The sequence below is a fragment of the Kangiella sp. TOML190 genome (genome assembly GCF_023706045.1).
In the GTDB taxonomy this organism is placed as follows: Bacteria; Pseudomonadota; Gammaproteobacteria; order Enterobacterales; family Kangiellaceae; genus Kangiella.
The window spans coordinates 1,710,538-1,730,137 of sequence record NZ_BQYL01000001.1; the positions used below are offsets into that span (position 1 = coordinate 1,710,538).

Below are 19,600 nucleotides of genomic sequence, written 5' to 3' on the forward strand. Positions count from 1 at the left end.
AAAGAAATCATAAGATGAGTTTAAACTTTTTAGAATTTGAACGCCCGATTGCTGAGTTAGAAGCGCAAATCGATGAGTTGCGTTTAATGGGCGAAGATAAAGAGCTGAATATCAGCGAAGAAATTGAGCGCCTTAAACTAAAATCCAATGAGCTGACCGAGCAGATTTTCAAAGATCTAACTCCTTGGCAGGTGGCTCAGTTGGCGCGTCATCCGCAGCGCCCTTATACCCGCGATTATATTCAAAACGTCTTTACCGACTTTAATGAGCTGGCTGGCGATCGTGCTTTTGCTGACGATGCTTCTATCGTTGGCGGTATGGCGCGTTTAGACGGCGAGCCAGTGGTAGTCATTGGTCATCAGAAAGGTCGTGATACCAAAGAAAAAATTAAGCACAATTTCGGTATGTCGCGCCCCGAAGGTTACCGCAAAGCTAAGCGCTTGATGGAGCTGGCAGAGCGTTTTGAATTACCAATTTTCACTTTTATCGACACGCCTGGCGCTTTTCCTGGAGTAGGAGCGGAGGAGCGTGGTCAGTCTGAAGCCATTGCGCGTAACCTAAAAGTCATGGCGCGATTAAAGGTGCCAATTATTGCGACCGTTATTGGTGAAGGCGGTTCGGGCGGCGCTTTAGCCATTGGCGTTGGCGATCGAGTTAATATGTTGCAATATTCGACTTATTCGGTGATTTCACCTGAAGGTTGTGCCTCTATCTTATGGAAAAGTGCGGAAAAAGCTGAAGAGGCGGCTTCTGCCATGGGCATTACCGCCGATAGAATTAAATCTTTAGGCTTGATCGATAATATCGTTGATGAGCCTAAAGGTGGCGCGCATCGTGATTACCAAGAAATGGCGGCTAATTTAAAGCAGCGCTTAATCGACGATCTTAATTACCTAAAAACGCTGGACGAAGATACCCTACTCAACAGCCGTTACGACAAATTTATGGCCATTGGAACCGTCACCGAAGATTAATGTCGTTAGCCCCCTCTAAGTCCCAGCCAGTGATTCACGCACTCAATGAATTTCTGGCTTTTCTTTCTAGTCAGTATCCGCAAATCAATACCTTAGTCTTAGCTTTAAGTGGCGGTAAAGATTCGGTTTGCTTGCTGCATGCTCTATCGCAGCGGCTATCAGCAGAAAATAGTGCCAACTATCGGCTCAAAGCCGTTTATATCGATCATGGTTTGCAGCAAGACTCAGCTCAATGGGGTGAGTTTAATAAAAACCTATGCCAGCAGTTTGAGGTTGAGTTTGAGCAGCTTAAAGTGTCTGTTAATAGGCAAGAAGCAAGTCTTGAACAAGCAGCCAGAAAGGCACGTTATCAAGCGTTAGCAGCATATATCGGCCAAGCGAGTTGTTTGCTTACAGGGCAGCATCTTGATGACCAGGCTGAAACTCTGCTCTTACAGCTTTTTCGTGGCGCGGGCAGTAAAGGTTTTGCGGCCATGCCTTACGTTAAGAGTTTTGCTCAAGGCTTGCAGGCGCGACCGCTATTATCCGTTATGCGCAAAGATATTGAGGCTTATATCCAGCAGCAGGGTTTAAGCTATATTGACGATCCTAGCAATAGTGATAACACTATTCGGCGTAATTTTATTCGCAATAAAGCGATGCCATTACTCCGTACCTTGTGGCCGGAGCTCAGTGTTTCTTTAGCAACGGCGGCTAGCAATCAAGCTGAAGCGCAAAATCTATTAGAACAAATCGCGGCGCAAGATTTACTGACATGTCAGCAACAAGAAGCCTTAGCGCTCAGCCCTTTACTATCTTTAAGTGTCGAACGACAAAACAATCTTTTACGCTATTGGTTTGATCAATACCGTATTAAAATGCCTAGCCGAGCCGTATTTGAGCAAGTCCGACAGCAGTTTTTGATCCTCAAAAATGATACCGATCCGAAGCTGGATTTTGGACAGTGGCAGTTAAGGCGCCATCAGCAAGCTCTGTATTTAGTTGATAAGGCTTCTTTGGTGTTTGATTCGAAATTTACTGATGAGTGGCAACTAGAAAACGATTATCTGCCCTTGGCTGCATATCCATTAAAGGCCCAGTCAATTTTAGAAAAATGGCCTGAATTGGCAGGAAAAACCTTGAAACTGTCCTTTCGGCAGGGCGGTGAAAAATTTTATCGACCTGATCTGGCGCATGGAAAGAGCTTAAAAAATTATTTTCAAGAGCAACAGATCCCGCGCTGGAAGCGTGATTCGGCACTGCTGGTATCTTATCAGGATAAAGTGATTTTTATTCAAGAAAAAATTCTTTGACGGCCGTTGCTTCCGCCATCGTATCCTCATAACCAATTTGCATTAAATGCTTAGTAAAAGGCGCATAAAACAGTAAGTAGCTTAGAATACTTTCACCTTTATCATCAGCAATTCCCATACGTTTAAAGAAAAACTTTAAACCACGCGGCAGCTCCTTAAAGTAGCGTCCTGCTAATTCAGCCGGGTCAATGCTGGGCGATAAGATGAGTGCATCAATCGGTTTTAGCGAAAGCTTATCTTTAATGGTATCTTCTTGCGGAATATGCTCCAGTAGCTGATTGACACGGATCAAGCGCTCTATATCGCTTTCTAAACTGTCAATAAAAATACTGTTTAGCAAATGACCGCTAATGTCTCCCAGAGAAGGGGTAGTGATATGGAGTTGCTCTTCAACATTTAAAGGATTAACCGTAATCACTAACAGTTTGCGTGAACCTAAATGCAGAGCAGGGCTTAAGGGCGTCAAAAAACGCATAGCGCCGTCACCATAATGGGTGCCATCAATAGCAGTAGAGGGAAATACCATTGGAATGGCTGAAGAGGCCAATAAATGCTCCACCGTTAGTTTGTCCGCTTGGCCTCGGCGGCGAAAGCGCTGCCAATTATCGAGAGCTTCTGTTCCTTGGTAAAAACTTACTGAATCACCGGTGTTGTAATCGTAAGCGGTGGTGCAAACAGCGGTTAAATTACCTTGCTCGATATTATTTTGGATCGAGTCTAGTTCTAACACCTTGCTTAGCAGCTCTTTTAACGGAGTATTATCAAGCAAGGCCATTGGCTCTTTAGTTTGCTGTTTCGGTTTGGCCATACCCCATAGCCAGTGCATTAAGTTGCGGCTTAAATGAGCAAAATCGGTACGGTAAACCTGATTTGGCTGAAACTGCCCCCAAACTTGAGCTAATCGACCAATGCCTTCTGAAAACTGATGGTTATGAGTGGCTAAAACACAGCTGTTAATAGCGCCTGCGGAGATCCCAGTTAAGATATCGAACGGCGATTGCTGAGGCTGATCTAGGATTTTATTGATGGCTTGTAAAGCACCGACTTGGTAAGCTGCCCGAGCACCGCCGCCGCTAAGGACTAAGCCAGTGCTCAACTTTGGCATTAGAGCGCCCACCGTTTGTTAAGAGCTCGATAGACTTTTTTCGGGTATTTCATTTTGCCGCGCGAACCATTGTAGCGGCCTAGAGCGAGGGTTGTGTTACCTTTTTCATACTTCAAGTAGAGCTTATAAATGTAGCAACCGTATTTGATATTGGTCTCCATATCAAACAAATCGTCTTCTGGCTGGCCAATTTCTTTTTTCCAAAAAGGCATGATTTGCATCAAGCCGCGAGCATAAGCAACGGACAACGCATAGCGATCAAAATTGGATTCTACCTCCATGATCGCCAGTACCATTTGTGGATCGACACCGGCGGCATTGGCATGCTTGTGGACTAGGCTAAGAATTTTAAGGCGCTCAGCCTCGGGGATGTGTGGGGCGCGTTTGCCAAGTCGCAATGACATATCCTTCATCCAAACTTCAGCATCATATTGATCCGCAAAATGGTGCTCGGCATTCAGTAGTGTTTTTAATTCTTGCTTAAAAGCTTTGTTTGGCTCTTGTTGGGCGTAAGCTTGGTTGGCTGCAAGACAAAAAAAGCCAAGCAGCATAACCTTAAGCATAATAGTAAGATTTTTGCGTAACATTATTAGCAAATAGTAGTTCCTTTTATGATTTGCTTAATAAATTTACTACAAAATTTTCCACGGTTTCAAGCGCAATGTCTTGTTTATCGCCGCCCACACGAGGCTTATATTCCAAGGTTCCATTGTTTAAACCGCGCTCACTAATGACGATTCGGTGTGGAATACCGATTAATTCCATATCAGAAAACATGACGCCTGCGCGCTCTTTGCGATCATCGAATAGCACTTCGAAACCTTGCTTGCTAAGCTTTTGGTATAAATCTTCAGCTACTTGTAGCACGGCTTCAGATTTATGCATATTCATCGGTACAATCGCCAATTGGAATGGAGCGATAGCCTCTGGCCATACAATGCCATAATCATCGTGGTTTTGTTCGATAGCTGCCGCTACGATTCTGGAAACGCCAACGCCATAGCAGCCCATCGCCATCGCCAAAGCTTTGCCGTTTTGATCGAGCACCGTAGCATTCATGGCTTCTGAATATTTAGTGCCAAGCTGGAAAATATGACCCACTTCAATGCCGCGTTTAATTTCTAGCTGACCTTTGCCATCAGGGCTTAAGTCGCCAGCCACTACTTCGCGCAAATCAAATACTTCATCAAATTGCGCATCGCGTTGCCAGTTTACTCCAGTGAAGTGATACTCATCTTCATTGGCACCGCAAATAAAATCTGCCAGCACTGCAGCATCGCGATCAACAATGATCGGAAGCTCTAGATTTACCGGTCCCAGTGAACCAGGCATTGCGCCAGTTATTGATTTAATGGTGTCAATATCTTCTATAAAGGCTAACGGCGAGGCGATCAGCGGGTGCTTCTCCGCTTTGATTTCGTTTAAACTATGGTCGCCACGCAAAATTAAACAGATAATCGGATGCTCTTCGTTTGCCCCTTTAACCAGCAAGGTTTTCACAGTGCGCGTCGCCTCAACCTGCAAAAATTTTGAAACCGCGTCAATGGTTTTGCTATTAGGTGTAGAAACTTTGCTTAAGTCTTGCTGTGGCTCGGGACGTTCATTGCTGGGAGCTAAGCTTTCGGCTTTTTCCACATTCGCGGCGTAATCACTTTCAGTGCTAAAAGCAATGGCATCTTCGCCAGATGCTGCTAACACATGAAATTCGTGAGAAGTAGAGCCGCCTATAGAACCTGTGTCGGCCAGAACGGGACGGTAGTCTAAGCCAATCCGATCAAAAATATTGCAGTAGGCTTGGTGCATGGCTTGATAGGTATCTGCAAGCGATTCGTCATCAATGTGGAAGGAGTAGGCGTCTTTCATTAAAAACTCACGCGCACGCATCACCCCAAATCGTGGTCTCACCTCATCACGAAACTTGGTTTGGATCTGATAGAAATTAATGGGCAATTGCTTGTAGCTGTTAATTTCATCTCGAATTAAGGCTGTAATAATTTCTTCGTGGGTTGGTCCAAGGCAGAAATCACGATTGTGTCGATCGGTAAACCGTAGCAATTCAGGGCCAAACTGATCCCAGCGGCCAGACTCTTCCCATAAATCAGCGGGTTGCACCCCAGGCATCAAAACTTCGATAGCATTGGCTTTGTTCATTTCATCGCGCACAATAGCCTCAACTTTACGCAAAACGCGTAAACCCGAGGGCAACCAAGTGTACATTCCTGATGCAATTTTGCGGATCATGCCCGCTCGTAACATGAGTTTATGGCTGATTAATTCAGCGTCGCTTGGATCTTCGCGTAAGGTTGATAGAAGGTAATTACTGGTGCGCATAGCTAAAGTCTGCGAATTAAAGATGCAGGCATTGTAGCAAGGTTAGATCTGCGGCTAAAGATTTGCAGTGATATTTGCGACAAAATTATTTGCCTGCTGTACAAAAAACGTACTATATTGATGGTGAGCAGTCTGATTTAGACGCTCTTACATCTATGGGCTTTGTATGAAAAAGACTCTATTAGTAGGCGTTATTATAAGTTTATTGCTAATGGTGGGCTGTAGTTCATCGCAGCGTTATGTTGCGAATAAGCAACCGGAGTCTAAAGAAGAGTATGTCCACGTTATTGACCACGAAAAAGTTGCTCGAGTATCTTTAGCAAACTATTACTCTCCTTCAGCGGTTAGAACCATTTGGGTAAACCCACCACAAAAACGAGTTAAAAAAAGCGAGCTCGAAAAGTCCAAATAGGATTTTAGCTTCGCCAAATTAAAAAACTTGCTTGCCAGCAAGCCAAGTTTGCAGAGTCTTTGTTTGCCATAATTCTTTTTGATCGGCGAAAATATCCCGGTCGATCAAGATAAAATCCGCTTTTTTGCCTGGCTCTAATGAGCCAATTTGTTTTTCCCAAAAGCCCGCATAAGCTGCATCGATGGTAAAGGCTTTTAATGCTTCTTCGAGGCTTAATTTTTCCTCAGGATACCAGCCATTTTTAGGTAAATGGTTATGATCTTGGCGAGTTACCGCTGAAAAGAGGCCATGAAAGGGATTGGCTAATTCCACTGGAAAATCTGAGCCTGCGGCGATAAGCACATTATTATCAAGCATCTTACGCCAAGCATAAGCACCTTTGATTCTTTCCGAGCCGACTCTATCTTCCGCCATATTCATATCGGAAGTGGCGTGGGTTGGCTGCATAGAAGCGATGATATTCAGTTCCGCAAACCGAGAGATATCCTCAAGCGCAACCAATTGGGCGTGTTCTATCCGGTGGCGAGCATTTTCAATCGAGTCTTGCTCATTAAGTGTGGCAAAACTATTGAGCACCTGCCGATTACCTAGATCGCCTATGGCATGAATATTGATTTGGAAATCATACTGGGCAACCTTATTAACCAGACTCATCAAATCTTTATCGCTGTGAAATAATAAACCACTATTGTCGCCATCATCAGAGTAAGGCTCGATTAAAGCCGCTCCGCGACTACCCAGCGCGCCATCGGAATAGAGTTTTACCGACTGAATTTTTAAAAAAGGGTGATCGACCTTACCCAGTTTTAGCATCGCATCAATATTCGGATCCGAGCCTGCCAGCATGGCGTACACACGAATTGGGATCTGATTTTTGTCCGCCATTTTGAGCAACACTTTATAAGTTGCAAAGCTGATCCCAGCATCATGCACTGAGGTAATGCCCAGTTTGACCAGATGCTCAAAAGCACGATCGAGTGCACTTTCAATTTCTAAAGCACTTGGCTGCGGAATTTTTTGTTCAATCAGCGCCATCGCGGTATCAATAAGAATACCAGTGGGTTTACCATTTTTATCTCTGTATATCTTGCCGCCTTGAGGATCTGGGGTGTTTTCGGTAATTCCAGCAAGCTCTAGCGCCTGACTATTGGCCCAACCCGCATGACCGTCAATCCTTGAAAGCCAAATTGGGCGATCGCTGTTAATTTTATCTAGGTCGCTTTTGTTGGGAAATTGCTTATCTTGCCATAAGACTTGATTCCAGCCACCGCCAGTTAACCATTGTTTTTTGGGATTAGCATCAGCGTATTGCGCAACCATACTGATGGCTTGCTCTAAGCTACTAACGCCGCGTAAGTTAATTTGTTCCAGCTCGTTACCAAGCCCTAATAAATGGCCATGCGCATCAATCAAGCCAGGAAGTAAGGTTTTGCCCTGGCCATCGATGCTAATACTAAACCCAGCTCGGGTAGCGAGCTTATCTTTGTTGCCAATAGCAATAACCGTATTGTCTTCAAACAATAGCGCATCGAATTGAACCAATTTGCCATCGTTGATGCTATAACCTTTGATGTTGTGAAGCAGGGTCGGCAGCGCTTGTGCCACACTCGTTAGCAACAGCAGGGACAGTAGGATTAAGGTTTTGGCGATCTGTTTCATCATAAGGGCGCAGTTAATTTTAAAATTTAAACTACTCTATTACAGTCGATGCTATTTTAAAAGCTGCCGAAGGCAACATTTATACAGTGATGTCTTAAGGGGTAGGTTAGCCATCATGCATGAAAAGATGCGGGAAAAAGCGTATTTCTGCCGGTGCTAACTTGCCTCAAAAGCTGCTCTGGCGTACCATATGGCGTTTTCTTGGCACTAGCCTTGTAGCCCCAAATTACGAATTTCGGATATATCATTCCATGAGCACTCAAATGCGCAGCCATTATTGTGGCGACCTTTCAAAAAGCAATGAAAATCAATCAGTTACCTTGTCAGGCTGGGTACATCGTCGCCGTGACTTGGGTGGCCTAATCTTCTTGCAACTGCGGGATCGCACGGGCGTATTGCAAGTGGTGGTGGATCCGGACTTTAAAGAATTATTTGCCACTGCCGAGCAGCTGCGCAATGAATTTGTGATTCAGGTAAAAGGTCAGGTGCGTGCGCGGCCAGAAGATATGGTTAATAAAAATATGGCTTCTGGGGAGATCGAAGTCTTGGCGCAAGAACTGGTTATTTTAAATAGAGCGCAACCGCCGGCGATCCCGATTGACGAAAATTTGGAGGCGTCTGAGGAAATGCGCTTGAAATATCGCTATTTGGATCTGCGCCGCCCTGAAATGCAACAAAAGTTACTGTTTCGCCATAAAGTAACCAGCGCCATGCGCCGCTATATGGATGAACATGGCTTTGTGGATGTGGAAACGCCGATTTTGACTAAAGCAACGCCTGAAGGGGCGCGTGATTATTTGGTACCAAGTCGGGTTAATAAAGGTGCTTTCTACGCACTGCCACAATCTCCCCAGTTATTTAAACAGCTCTTAATGATGGCAGGCTTTGATCGTTATTACCAAATCGTCAAATGTTTTCGCGATGAAGATTTGCGCGCCGATCGTCAGCCAGAATTTACTCAGCTGGATATCGAGACTTCGTTTTTAAGCCAAGAAGAAATCATGAACTTGATGGAAGGCATGGTGCGCCATTTGTTTAGTGAACTCAAAGGAATTGAGCTACCCGAATTCCCGCGCATGAGCTATGCCGAAGCTATGGAGCGTTATGGTTCGGATAAGCCAGATCTGCGTATGGATACAGAGTTAGTTACAGTCGATGACTTATTAAAAGACGTCGAGTTTAAAGTGTTTGCCGGCCCGGCGAATGATGATAACTCTCGCGTAGCAGCCCTAAGAGTACCAGCGGGTGCGCAATTTAGCCGTAAGCAAATCGACGAATATACTAAATATGTCGGTGTCTATGGTGCTAAAGGTTTAGCGTGGATCAAAGTTAATGAGGATGGCTTGCAAAGTCCAATCATTAAATTTATCGGCGATGAAGTAGCGGCCAAAATTGTTGAGAAAGTGGGTGCGGCAGCTGGCGATATTATCTTCTTCGGCTCGGACACGAAACGTGTGGTTGCCGATGCCATGGGGGCGCTGCGTTTAAAAACTGCGGAAGATTTAGATTTAATCTCTAACGAGTGGAAGCCTTTGTGGGTAGTGGATTTCCCGATGTTTGAAGAGATTGATGGTCATGTGCATGCTTTGCACCACCCGTTTACTGCGCCTAAAGAGTTAGACGTTGATGCTGTTCGTGCAAACCCAACGCAAACCCTATCTAAAGCCTACGATATGGTACTAAACGGAAGCGAAGTCGGTGGTGGCTCGGTGCGTATTCACGATCAAAAAATGCAAGAGACAGTGTTTGATATTTTGGGTATTGACGAAAACGAACAGCAAGAAAAGTTTGGTTTCCTATTAGATGCACTAAAATTTGGTTGTCCACCGCATGGCGGTTTAGCCTTTGGTTTAGATCGACTAGTGATGTTAATGGTCGGCTCAGATTCCATTCGTGACGTGATTGCCTTCCCGAAAACCACCACGGCGTCGTGCCCATTAACTCAAGCGCCAAGTAAAATTGAAAAGGTACAACTCGATGAGTTGGGAATACTAGTAAAGCAAAAAGAAAAATAGAGTCATTGCGAGGAGCTTCGCGACGTGGCAATCTAGTCTTAAATCAAAAGATTGCTTCGCTATGCTCGCAGTGACTGGAATACATTAAATGGCAATTATACTAGGAATCGACCCCGGCTCTCGAGTCACTGGCTTTGGTATTATCCAAGTGGGTGACGGTATTCCCGCCAACAAACCTAAATACATTACCAGTGGCTGTATTCGGATCAAAGATAACTCGTTAGATCTCAAGTTAAAGCAAATTTTTGACTCGGTTTGTGAGTTGATTTTAGAATTTAAGCCAGATGAATTTGCCATTGAATCGGTGTTTCTATCTAAAAATGCGGATTCGGCGTTAAAGCTTGGCCAAGCGCGAGGGGCGGCTATTGTTGCCGCCAGTCACTATGCTTTGTCAGTGGCGGAATATCCAGCAAGAAAGGTTAAGCAATCGGTGGTCGGAACGGGTGCTGCCGATAAGACTCAAGTGCAACATATGGTCAAGATGATTCTTAAATTGCCATCGAATCCGCAAGCCGATGCGGCGGATGCGTTAGCGGTGGCTTTATGCCATGCTAATACTGCCAGTGGATTAGATAAACTTACCGGCGCCAAAGGTGCCGCAAAAACAATTGCTAGAGGGCGCTTACGTTGATAGGAAGAATTCGCGGTATTTTAATCGAAAAAACTCCCCCCTTTGTTATCGTCGAAACTTCTGCCGGCGTGGGTTACGAAATCCAAGTGCCGATGACCACTTTCTATCAGCTGCCAGAAGAAGGCGCGGAAACCACGCTTTCCACCCACCTTTCGATTTCGGAAAATTTGCATGCGCTTTACGGTTTTATTTCCGTAAAAGATCGCTCGTTATTTAGAGAATTAATAAAAGTTAATGGCGTAGGACCAAAATTAGCCTTAGCGATTCTTTCTGGCATGGAAGCGGATGAATTTGTATTAACGGTGCACGATCATAATGTTGATCGGCTTGTTAAACTCCCTGGTGTCGGCAAAAAAACCGCAGAACGATTATTAGTGGAAATGACGGATAAACTAAAAGACTGGTCAGTATCGGCTGAATTAGTCGAGCAAACCGAAAGGCCAGCTCAACCTGTTGGCGGACGCTCTAATGACCAAACTCAAGAAGCGATTAGTGCACTTGTGGCATTAGGTTACAAACCACAAATCGCCAGCAAAGCCATCTCACAAGTCGCAACCGACGGCTTAAAATCCGAAGACATTATTAGGATGGCCTTAAGGCAATTAGCGGGATAAATTTTAGTTTTGGCTATCCTTTAACCTTTGCCACGATTATCAGTTCACAAAACAACCAATGATTCGCCATTAGCAACGCTATTACGTTTATAATTTAAGCTGTATACATTTCGTATACACCAATGCTAAAAAACAGGAGGTTTTTTATGTGGAATCTATGGAAGTTAATCCTATTCTTTTTCGTCTTACTGTCTGGTTTGTTATTTAAATCGGACGTTATAGCAGATCAAAAATATCTTGGAGTTTGGAAGGAGGCAAAAGGTGGTCACTATCTTTGGTCTGGTGTTGGCTGGAAAAATTTCGAAAGTAAATGGAAAGAGTTAGGTAAGAAAAATTTACGTCTAATTGATATTGATACTTATGTTGAAGACGGTAAACGCAAGTATTCAGGTGTTTGGCGTGCTGGTTCAGATGGTTACTATCTTTGGGCTGGTGTTAGCTGGAAAGACTTTGAAAACAAGTGGAAAGAATTAGGTAAGAAAAATTTACGTCTAATTGATATTGAAACTTACACTCAAGCTGGCAAACGTAAATATATAGGTGTTTGGCGGGGCGGCAAAGATGGCTATTACCTTTGGTCTGGTGTTAGCTGGAAAGACTTTGAAAATAAGTGGAAGGAATTAGGTAAGAAGAATTTACGCCTAATAGATATTGAAACTTATACTCAAGGTGGCAAACGTAAATATATAGGTGTTTGGCGAAGTGGTAAAGATGGTTATTATCTTTGGGCTGGTGTTAGTTGGTCTAACTTTACTAAAAAATGGAAAGAACTCACCAAGCAAAATCTCCGCTTAATTGATATTGAAACTTATGTTTCAAAAGGCAAGCGAAAATATACAGGCGTTTGGAGAAGCGGCAAAGGAGGGCATTACCTATGGGCTGGTGTGGATTGGGAAAACTTTACTGCTAAGTGGAATGAGTTAAGCAAAAAAAGCTTACGTTTAATTGATATGGATATGTATCCAGGTTGTAAATCCAAGTGTATGAATCAAGTGGTTGCCGACAAGAGCTATATTTATACTATAACTGGCGGCGATACCTATCGTTGGCCCGTGGACTCCTCAGGAAGCAAAAAGTATGTCCGCTTGTCCGCTATCAGCAAAATGGATAAATTTTTGACTCTGCCTTTTAATGATAAAAAGGTTAAGCGTAGTGGTATTTGGCGTTATAAAAACGGAGGTTATCACCATGCTGGTGATTATTCCAAAGGCGCTAAAACTTTTAAAGTAAGAGCTTCCGCGCCAGGAAAAGTTATTCAGGTTGGGTGGGATAACTGGTCTGGTAATTCCATTGTGATAAGCCATGATATTGGTAACAAAAAAGATGCTTACAGAACTATTTATATGCATTTGCGAGATGGTAAAGATAACGATTGTGCGCTAGCTTGGAGTCGCTCTATCCCTAATTTGTCGGATAAAAACTTGACCGATTATACTACTCATTTAAATGATACAGGTTGTAAGAAAAAGGTTAGTGATAGAGAGCCAGATCCTAGCCATTGGGGAAAAAATTCTGAAGCTATTAGTAATAGTTTACTCAATAAAACGGTAAAACGTGGCGAATTTATTGCTTGGGCTGGTAATACAGGGCCTGGTGGGAAAAGGGGCGCCGGTGGCCCTAATACACACCTGCATATTTTCTGGGCTAAAAAAGATACTGATGGTAAATGGTATTTCTTTGACCCTTATGGTGTCTATGCAATGCCAGATTGTTACCCATCGAGTGTAACGGGCAGTTTATCGAAATCCTGTGTCCGTTATCCCATTGCTTGGAAAAATAGTAAACCTGAATATCCTTAATAAACCACAGGCTAAGGTGAGTGAGAACACCTTAGCCTTACTTGATTGTCATTCGCGGGAATGACTGAAATTTACTTCTCTATCTCCAATAAATCCATAAAGAAGGCGTATTCCATTGCGGTTTGTTTGAGGCGTTTAAAGCGTCCTGACGCGCCGCCATGGCCAGCTTCCATATTGGTGTGGAATAGCAACTTATTGTCGTCAGTTTTATACTCACGAAGTTTTGCCACCCACTTCATGGGTTCGAAATATTGAACCTGCGAGTCGTGTAAACCTGTGGTCACTAACATATTCGGGTAGTTTTGTTTGGTGATCTGATCATAAGGCGAATAAGACAGCATATATTGATAAGAGTCTTTATTTTTTGGGTTGCCCCATTCGTCAAATTCATTGGTGGTTAGTGGAATGGATTCATCCAACATGGTGGTAACCACATCAACAAAAGGTACATGCGCTGCCACGCCTTTATATTTTTCAGGAGCCAAGTTAATCACTGCGCCCATTAAGAGTCCGCCTGCGCTACCTCCTGCGATAAAGACTTTATCTTTGGCGCCATAACCTTGTTCGACCAAGCCATCGGTCACGTCAATAAAATCGGTGAAGGTGTTAATCTTATTAAACATTTTGCCATCGTCGTACCAATGGCGGCCAAGGGTTTGCGAGCCGCGAATATGGGCAATGGCAAAGACAAAACCGCGGTCCAGTAGCGACAAAATGTTAGAGCGGAACCAAGGATCCATGTTGGCGCCGTAGGAACCGTAAGCGTATTGGTAGAGTGGGTTAGTACCATCTTTCTTGAAGCTATCTTTACGATAAACAATGGATACGGGAACCATTTTTCCATCGCGCGCTTTAACACTGATACGCTCGCTGGCGTAATTGTTGCTATCAAAATCGCCTAATACTTTATCTTGCTTTTTCAGTTCAGATTTGCCCGTTTTAACATCATAATCGTAGGCAGAAGAGGGGGTGGTCATGCTGCTATAGCGATAACGAACTTTGGTCGCAGCCGGATCCACATTAGTGCTAAGTCCCATCACATAAGCTTGGTCATTAGCTGGTATTTTGGTAAATCCCCACGTTGTTTTATCCATAATTCGGATACGGCTCAGACCGCCGTGACGCTCGGCTAAAGCCAAGAAATCATTAAAAGCAATAACTCCTTGCAACAAAGTTTCGGTATCGTGCGGAACGACTTCAATCCATTTCGTAAAATCATCACGATTTGCCAAAGTGGTTTTCATTAAACGGAAGTTCTGCGCATCTTTATTGGTGGTGATGTAAAGCTCATCGCCAGACTTGGCTAGAGAATATTCCACGCCTTTTTCCAGTGGATAGAAAAGCTCAAAATCACCTTCAGGATCGTTGGCGTTCAAAAAGCTCACCCCTTGAGTATCAGTGCTGGAGTGCCAAATGGTGATCAGGGAATCGTCCATGGTTTTGCCAATACCGGTGTAAAAGGACTTATCTTTTTCTTCATAAACTAAAACATCGTCAGATTGCGGCGTGCCCAGTTTATGTCGATAGACTTTATCGGCTAATAGCGTTTGCGGATCTTTTTGCAGATAAAACAAATGTTCATCATCATTCGCCCACAAGATATTGCTGCTGGCATTAGTCAACTCGTCTTGATACATCTCGCCCGTTTCAAGGTTTTTAAATTTTATGGTGTAGATACGGCGACCTGCTTGGTCTTCGCCATAAGCTAAGATTTGTTGGTTTTTACTTAACGTTAAACCTGAAATATTAAAGTAACCTTCTTTAGGTGCATGGGCGTTAACATCAATAGTAATTTCTTCCGCCGCCTCTAAGCTGCCTTTTTTTCGCGCATAAATAGGATATTCCTTATCTTTTTCATAGCGGCTATAAAACCAATAACCATTTTTGAAGTAGGGCACGCTTGATTTATCTTTCTCCATCCGAGAAACCATTTCTTGGTATAACTTTTCTTGCAAGGCTTCGGTATGGGCGAGCATTTTTTCTTTGTACTGATTTTCTGCTTCAAGGTGTGCCAAAATTTCCGGATCTTTACGTTCGTCATCGCGCATCCAATAGTAGTTATCCACTCGGGTATCGTCGTGGATGGTCATTTTATAAGATTCTTTACGTGCCACTGGTGGCGTTGGAAGCTTGGCTGCCTCGGTTGCCGACTGTGTGGTTATCGATGCACTTTCCTGCGCTTGCGGCTCTGGCGCTGTGCTTTGGCTATTGGCCGCGTTTACTTTTGTTGCAGTGTGCTTGTTTTTATTAATGGCGTAGTAGATTCCAAAGACGAGCGCCGCCAAACTGAGTAAAATTAATAGGTATTTCATAACTCACTTCCAATTGATTTTTCACCTGATAAAACACTATATACCAGCCTTTTAGGATTACTAGTCCAGTTTTGTATCAAATTATGAGATTAACGGTGGTTAAACGGGTGAAATATCCATGAATTTCAAGGATAATGTGCGCCCCTAGAGTTTTAATTTACAGTCATTCCACTAGAAACTGGAACCAGTAGAACCAGGATCTAGGAAACGCGGAGAACATCATGAGTTGCGATTTTACTGCTTTAGCCGGTGCTGGCGTACAAAAATTACACCCTTATCAGCCAGGAAAACCTATTTCTGAGTTAGAAAGGGAGCTGGGGATCACTAATATCGTTAAGCTCGCCAGTAATGAAAACCCTATCGGTATAAGCGCCAAAGCCCAAGCAGCGATGGAAAAAGAGTTTGCCGATATGGCGCGTTATCCTGATGCCAATGGCTATTATCTTAAAGCAAAGCTAGCCGAGCGCTGCGGGGTGGATATCAACCAAATCACCTTGGGTAACGGCTCGAACGATGTTTTAGAGCTTATCGCGCGAGTATTTGTTCAGCCTGAACATGAGGTCATTTTCTCGCAGCATGCTTTTGTGGTTTATCCCATCGTCACGCAAGCGATTGGCGCAACTGCGGTTCAGATCCCAGCCACAGACTGGAGGCACGACTTAGCAGCCACGGCCAAAGCAATCACGCCAAATACGTGCATGATTTTTATTGCTAACCCTAACAATCCGACCGGCACTTGGAATAATGCTGCGGACTTAAAAGCCTTTATGGAAAAGGTGCCTACTGACGTCATCGTAGTGGTCGACGAAGCTTATTATGAATATGTGGAATTTGCAGAATATCCACAAACCATTCCGTGGATCAAAGAGCATCCGAATCTAATTGTGACTCGCACCTTCTCCAAAGCCTATGGCTTAGCGGGTGTGCGCGCTGGTTATGCCGTAGCGAATGAAGAAATCACAGGATTGATCAACCGTCCACGCCAGCCCTTTAATATGAACTCTTTAGCGTTGGCGGCAGCTGAAGCGGTATTGGATGATCATGAGTATCTACAAAGAGCCTTAGATGTAAACACAGCAGGTATGGAGCAATTAATCGCTGCTTTTGACACCTTGGGTTATGGCTATATTCCATCGGTGACTAACTTTATCACGGTAGATATGAAGCAAGACGCAGGCCCTTTGTATAACCAGATGCTACACAAAGGCGTTATTGTGCGTCCAGTAGCCAATTATGAAATGCCGAATCATTTGCGCGTATCGATTGGCCTAGAAGAAGAAAATGCCAAATTCATTAGAGTTTTAACTGAGATGACAAAATAGTAGTGGAAACAGTCGTGAGTGAAAACAATGTAAAAAACATTCCTGTGATTACAGTCGATGGTCCCAGTGGATCGGGTAAGGGCACTATTTGTCAAATTCTAGCGACCAAGCTTGGCTATCATTTACTGGATAGCGGAGCCTTGTACCGCTTAACTGCTTTAGCAGTGATTAAAAATGATATTCCGTTGGACGATACACCCGCGATTGAAGACGCTGCGTTGAACCTAGACGTGATATTCAAGCCTTCTAGTGATGGCTCTGAGCAGAAAATACTATTGAATGGGGAAGATGTGGGTGTACAACTGCGCCTAGATGAAACTAGCGCTATGGCCTCGAAAGTGGCGGCTATTCCAGAGGTTCGTGAGGCGCTTTTGACTCGTCAACGTAAATTTCGTCAAAACCCAGGTTTAGTAGCCGATGGTCGTGACATGGGAACGGTGGTTTTTACCGACGCTCAGCATAAGGTCTTTTTGACCGCAAGCCCCGAAATACGGGCGCAACGGCGGCATAAACAGTTGATCGAAAAGGGTGTTGATGCTAGAATTTCGCACCTTTTGAAAAGCATCATCGAACGAGATGAGCGTGATCGCACTCGAACTGTGGCTCCATTGGTGCCAGCAGAGGGTGCTTTTGTTGTTGATAGCTCAAACTTAACGATTGATGAGGTGGTTCAGCAAATTCTTGATTTTATTGAGAATTCTTAGTCAGAGCATAACCTTTTTTTCCGTTTGCTTGCAAGGATTGATAAGCAAACTTAACTAACTGACCCAGTATTAGCGGATCTTAATCTGGTGATTTTGAAAACAAGTCTTAATGCGACGGATTGTTATTAATTTGCCCATTAAGGTATCAGGTACTAACAAATGAGCGAAAATTTCGCAGAACTTTTTGAAGAAAGTTTAACTAACGTAGAAATGCGTCCAGGCGCCATCATCACAGGTGTGGTGGTCGATATTGATAATGAAGTTGTGATCGTTAACGCTGGCCTTAAATCGGAAGGCGTTATTCCACGTAACCAGTTCCTAAGTGACACTGGTGAGTTGGAAGTTAACGTTGGCGACGAAGTTCAAGTAGCTCTTGACGCAGTTGAAGATGGTTTTGGTGAAACTCGCCTATCTCGTGAGCGCGCTAAGCGTTTCGCAGCATGGGGCGTGTTGGAAGCTGCACACGAAGCAGAAGAAACCATTAAAGGTGTTATCACTGGTAAAGTTAAAGGTGGTTTCACTGTTGAAGTTCAATCAATCCGCGCATTCTTGCCAGGTTCTTTGGTTGACGTTCGCCCAGTACGTGATACGACACACCTTGAAGGTGTAGAACTTGATTTCAAAGTGATCAAGTTAGATCAAAAACGCAACAACGTTGTGGTTTCTCGTCGCGCTGTGATTGAGTCTGAGAACTCAGCTGAGCGTGAAGAATTATTAGCTAACCTTGAAGAAGGTGCCGAAGCTAAAGGTATCGTTAAGAACTTGACTGACTACGGTGCATTCGTAGATTTAGGTGGTGTTGACGGCTTATTGCACATCACTGACATGGCTTGGAAGCGCATTAAGCACCCAAGCGAAGTGGTTCAAGTTGGCGATGAAATCGACGTTAAAGTATTGAAATTCGACCGTGAGCGTAACCGTGTTTCTCTAGGTATTAAGCAATTAGGCTCTGATCCTTGGGTTGACATCATGAACCGTTACCCTGAAGGTGCGCGTCTACAAGGTCGCGTAACTAACCTTACTGATTATGGTTGCTTCGTCGAAATCGAAGACGGCGTTGAAGGTTTGGTTCACGTGTCTGAAATGGATTGGACTAACAAAAACATCCACCCATCTAAAGTGGTTAACTTAGGTGATGAAGTGGAAGTAATGGTATTGGATATTGACGAAGAGCGTCGTCGTATTTCGCTAGGTATCAAGCAATGTGTACCGAACCCTTGGGATGAGTTCGCTGCGAACTTCTCTAAAGGCGATAAAGTAACTGGTAACATCAAGTCGATCACTGATTTCGGTATCTTTATCGGTCTTAATGGCGGTATCGACGGTCTAGTTCACTTGTCAGACATTTCTTGGAACTTGGTTGGCGAAGAAGCGGTTCGTGACTTTAAGAAAGGCGACGAAGTAGAAGCGGTAGTGTTGGCCGTTGACGCTGAGCGTGAGCGCATTTCTTTAGGTATTAAGCAAGTTGACGCGGATCCATTATCTGACTTCTTGGCGGCGAACCCTAAAGGTTCTATCGTTAAAGGTACTGCTAAAGAAGTAGACGCGAAGGGCGTTTTGGTTGACCTAGGTGATAACATCGAAGGTTATCTGCGCGCTTCTGACATCAGCGCTGAGCGTGTTGATGATGCTACTAAGCACTTCGCTGAAGGTGATGCGGTAGAAGCTAAGTTCGTTGGCGTTGATAAGAAGAGCCGTAACATCAGCTTATCTATCAAAGCTAAGGACCATGCTGAAGAGCAAGCCGCTATCAAAGAGTTCAGCAATGATAAGTCTGCACCTTCAACTTTAGGTGACTTGTTAAAAGAACAAATGGGCGAATAATCGCAAATTTGATGCTTTTTATGAAAAACCCGCCTTCTGGCGGGTTTTTTAATGTTTGTAAAAAATGTGAGGTAATTACCACAAAATAGAAAAAATGTTATATAATTAAGTAAGTTAGCGCATTTTATGGTTTTTAAGTGAAACTTTCTTAGGGTAAGTTTGCCCAACTTTTATAACGCTAAATAGATCATGAAAAGTAAGCCATGAGAAAGCGCACATTCTAAAGAAGGACTTAGGTATGACAAAATCACAGTTGATCGAAAAATTGGTTGATAAAAATCCGCAACTATCGGTGCGCGATTTGGAGTTGGTGGTGAAGTCACTGATCGACCAAATGTCAGAGTCGTTGGCAAATGGTGATCGCATTGAAATTCGTGGTTTTGGTAGCTTTTCTCTACATTACCGAGCGCCAAGAGTTGGACGAAATCCTAAAACTGGTGAATCGGTGACTTTGACTGGAAAATATGTACCACACTTTAAACCAGGCAAGGAGTTGCGCGAAAGGGCTAATGCAGGAAAAGATAAGCCAATAAAACCTTAAAAATTAAGCTCTAGATCCATGCTCGAGAGAAGCGGACTCTAGAAACCAACAATACCGCCGTAGGA

16 protein-coding genes are annotated in these 19,600 nt (G+C 43.9%); 11 read left to right on the forward strand and 5 right to left on the reverse strand.

Annotated features, from left to right (window positions below; genetic code table 11):
* Positions 1-14: 14 nt before the first annotated feature.
* Entirely contained in the window at positions 15-974 is a 960-nt protein-coding gene (gene accA / locus NFS34_RS08220; RefSeq protein ID WP_251359489.1) for an acetyl-CoA carboxylase carboxyl transferase subunit alpha, read from the forward strand.
* Positions 974-2,266 carry a tRNA lysidine(34) synthetase TilS gene (gene tilS / locus NFS34_RS08225; RefSeq protein ID WP_251359491.1) on the forward strand — a complete coding sequence of 431 codons (1,293 nt, stop codon included), beginning with the start codon at positions 974-976 and terminating at the stop codon, positions 2,264-2,266. The genes accA and tilS overlap by 1 nt, the downstream gene beginning before the upstream one ends.
* Here tilS and NFS34_RS08230 read toward each other — a convergent pair.
* Genes NFS34_RS08230 through NFS34_RS08240 form a run of 3 tightly spaced genes read right to left on the reverse strand, consistent with a single transcriptional unit; the run spans position 2,244 to position 5,702 of the window.
* Positions 2,244-3,371 carry a patatin-like phospholipase family protein gene (locus NFS34_RS08230; protein ID WP_251359493.1) on the reverse strand — a complete coding sequence of 376 codons (1,128 nt, stop codon included), beginning with the start codon at positions 3,369-3,371 and terminating at the stop codon, positions 2,244-2,246. The two genes, tilS and NFS34_RS08230, sit on opposite strands and share 23 nt — an antisense overlap.
* Positions 3,371-3,934 carry a transglycosylase SLT domain-containing protein gene (locus NFS34_RS08235; protein WP_251359495.1) on the reverse strand — a complete coding sequence of 188 codons (564 nt, stop codon included), beginning with the start codon at positions 3,932-3,934 and terminating at the stop codon, positions 3,371-3,373. Before NFS34_RS08235 ends, NFS34_RS08230 begins: the two co-directional genes overlap by 1 nt.
* 46 nt (positions 3,935-3,980) lie before the next feature.
* The gene (locus NFS34_RS08240; RefSeq protein ID WP_251359497.1) at positions 3,981-5,702 is read right to left on the reverse strand and encodes a proline--tRNA ligase; all 1,722 of its coding nucleotides are present in this window, start codon (positions 5,700-5,702) and stop codon (positions 3,981-3,983) included.
* Between the two features lie 166 nt (positions 5,703-5,868).
* On the opposite strand from NFS34_RS08240, the gene NFS34_RS08245 reads away from it, so the two are divergent.
* Positions 5,869-6,114, forward strand: a complete 246-nt coding sequence (locus tag NFS34_RS08245; RefSeq protein WP_251359498.1) for a hypothetical protein — start codon at positions 5,869-5,871, stop codon at positions 6,112-6,114.
* An 18-nt stretch (positions 6,115-6,132) separates the two neighbouring features.
* Here the strand turns inward: NFS34_RS08245 and NFS34_RS08250 are convergent, their stop codons facing one another.
* Positions 6,133-7,773 carry an amidohydrolase gene (locus NFS34_RS08250; protein ID WP_376707973.1) on the reverse strand — a complete coding sequence of 547 codons (1,641 nt, stop codon included), beginning with the start codon at positions 7,771-7,773 and terminating at the stop codon, positions 6,133-6,135.
* A 263-nt stretch (positions 7,774-8,036) separates the two neighbouring features.
* On the opposite strand from NFS34_RS08250, the gene aspS reads away from it, so the two are divergent.
* The 4 genes from aspS to NFS34_RS08270 all read left to right on the forward strand — a co-directional run bounded on the left by aspS (position 8,037) and on the right by NFS34_RS08270 (position 12,832).
* Positions 8,037-9,788 (forward strand): aspartate--tRNA ligase, encoded by a 1,752-nt coding sequence (gene aspS / locus NFS34_RS08255; protein WP_376707974.1) that lies wholly within the window; start codon positions 8,037-8,039, stop codon positions 9,786-9,788.
* 88 nt (positions 9,789-9,876) lie between these two features.
* On the forward strand, positions 9,877-10,419 hold the full coding sequence (ruvC, locus tag NFS34_RS08260; RefSeq protein ID WP_251359504.1) for a crossover junction endodeoxyribonuclease RuvC: 543 nt from the start codon (positions 9,877-9,879) through the stop codon (positions 10,417-10,419).
* A complete protein-coding gene (gene ruvA / locus NFS34_RS08265) occupies positions 10,416-11,033 on the forward strand; it encodes a Holliday junction branch migration protein RuvA (protein WP_251359506.1) in 618 nt (205 codons plus the stop codon). Before ruvC ends, ruvA begins: the two co-directional genes overlap by 4 nt.
* A gap of 197 nt (positions 11,034-11,230) precedes the next feature.
* Positions 11,231-12,832 carry a hypothetical protein gene (locus NFS34_RS08270; protein WP_251359507.1) on the forward strand — a complete coding sequence of 534 codons (1,602 nt, stop codon included), beginning with the start codon at positions 11,231-11,233 and terminating at the stop codon, positions 12,830-12,832.
* Between the two features lie 71 nt (positions 12,833-12,903).
* On the opposite strand, the gene NFS34_RS08275 is transcribed toward NFS34_RS08270, so the two are convergent.
* Positions 12,904-15,144, reverse strand: coding sequence for a S9 family peptidase (locus tag NFS34_RS08275; RefSeq protein WP_251359509.1), 2,241 nt, complete (start codon positions 15,142-15,144; stop codon positions 12,904-12,906).
* Positions 15,145-15,365: 221 nt separating this feature from the next.
* Between NFS34_RS08275 and hisC the strand changes: the two genes are divergently transcribed.
* The 4 genes from hisC (at position 15,366) to ihfB (ending at position 19,535) form a co-directional block, all read left to right on the forward strand.
* A complete protein-coding gene (gene hisC / locus NFS34_RS08280; protein WP_251359511.1) occupies positions 15,366-16,466 on the forward strand; it encodes a histidinol-phosphate transaminase in 1,101 nt (366 codons plus the stop codon).
* 14 nt (positions 16,467-16,480) lie between these two features.
* Entirely contained in the window at positions 16,481-17,170 is a 690-nt protein-coding gene (gene cmk / locus NFS34_RS08285) for a (d)CMP kinase (protein WP_251359512.1), read from the forward strand.
* Positions 17,171-17,329: 159 nt separating this feature from the next.
* The gene (gene rpsA, locus NFS34_RS08290; protein WP_251359514.1) at positions 17,330-18,994 is read left to right on the forward strand and encodes a 30S ribosomal protein S1; all 1,665 of its coding nucleotides are present in this window, start codon (positions 17,330-17,332) and stop codon (positions 18,992-18,994) included.
* 238 nt (positions 18,995-19,232) lie between these two features.
* Positions 19,233-19,535, forward strand: a complete 303-nt coding sequence (gene ihfB / locus NFS34_RS08295; RefSeq protein ID WP_251359516.1) for an integration host factor subunit beta — start codon at positions 19,233-19,235, stop codon at positions 19,533-19,535.
* Positions 19,536-19,600 lie beyond the last annotated feature (65 nt).

Bases quoted from the DNA above. Each gene is read 5' to 3' on its own strand.
- ruvC (WP_251359504.1), top strand. From the start codon at position 9,877: ATGGCAATTATACTAGGAATCGACCCCGGCTCTCGAGTCACTGGCTTT.
- NFS34_RS08230 (WP_251359493.1), bottom strand. From the start codon at position 3,371: ATGCCAAAGTTGAGCACTGGCTTAGTCCTTAGCGGCGGCGGTGCTCGG.
- ihfB (WP_251359516.1), top strand. From the start codon at position 19,233: ATGACAAAATCACAGTTGATCGAAAAATTGGTTGATAAAAATCCGCAA.
- NFS34_RS08275 (WP_251359509.1), bottom strand. From the start codon at position 15,144: ATGAAATACCTATTAATTTTACTCAGTTTGGCGGCGCTCGTCTTTGGA.
- tilS (WP_251359491.1), top strand. From the start codon at position 974: ATGTCGTTAGCCCCCTCTAAGTCCCAGCCAGTGATTCACGCACTCAAT.
- NFS34_RS08250 (WP_376707973.1), bottom strand. From the start codon at position 7,773: ATGAAACAGATCGCCAAAACCTTAATCCTACTGTCCCTGCTGTTGCTA.
- NFS34_RS08245 (WP_251359498.1), top strand. From the start codon at position 5,869: ATGAAAAAGACTCTATTAGTAGGCGTTATTATAAGTTTATTGCTAATG.
- hisC (WP_251359511.1), top strand. From the start codon at position 15,366: ATGAGTTGCGATTTTACTGCTTTAGCCGGTGCTGGCGTACAAAAATTA.
- aspS (WP_376707974.1), top strand. From the start codon at position 8,037: ATGCGCAGCCATTATTGTGGCGACCTTTCAAAAAGCAATGAAAATCAA.
- NFS34_RS08235 (WP_251359495.1), bottom strand. From the start codon at position 3,934: ATGCTTAAGGTTATGCTGCTTGGCTTTTTTTGTCTTGCAGCCAACCAA.
- accA (WP_251359489.1), top strand. From the start codon at position 15: ATGAGTTTAAACTTTTTAGAATTTGAACGCCCGATTGCTGAGTTAGAA.
- rpsA (WP_251359514.1), top strand. From the start codon at position 17,330: ATGAGCGAAAATTTCGCAGAACTTTTTGAAGAAAGTTTAACTAACGTA.
- NFS34_RS08240 (WP_251359497.1), bottom strand. From the start codon at position 5,702: ATGCGCACCAGTAATTACCTTCTATCAACCTTACGCGAAGATCCAAGC.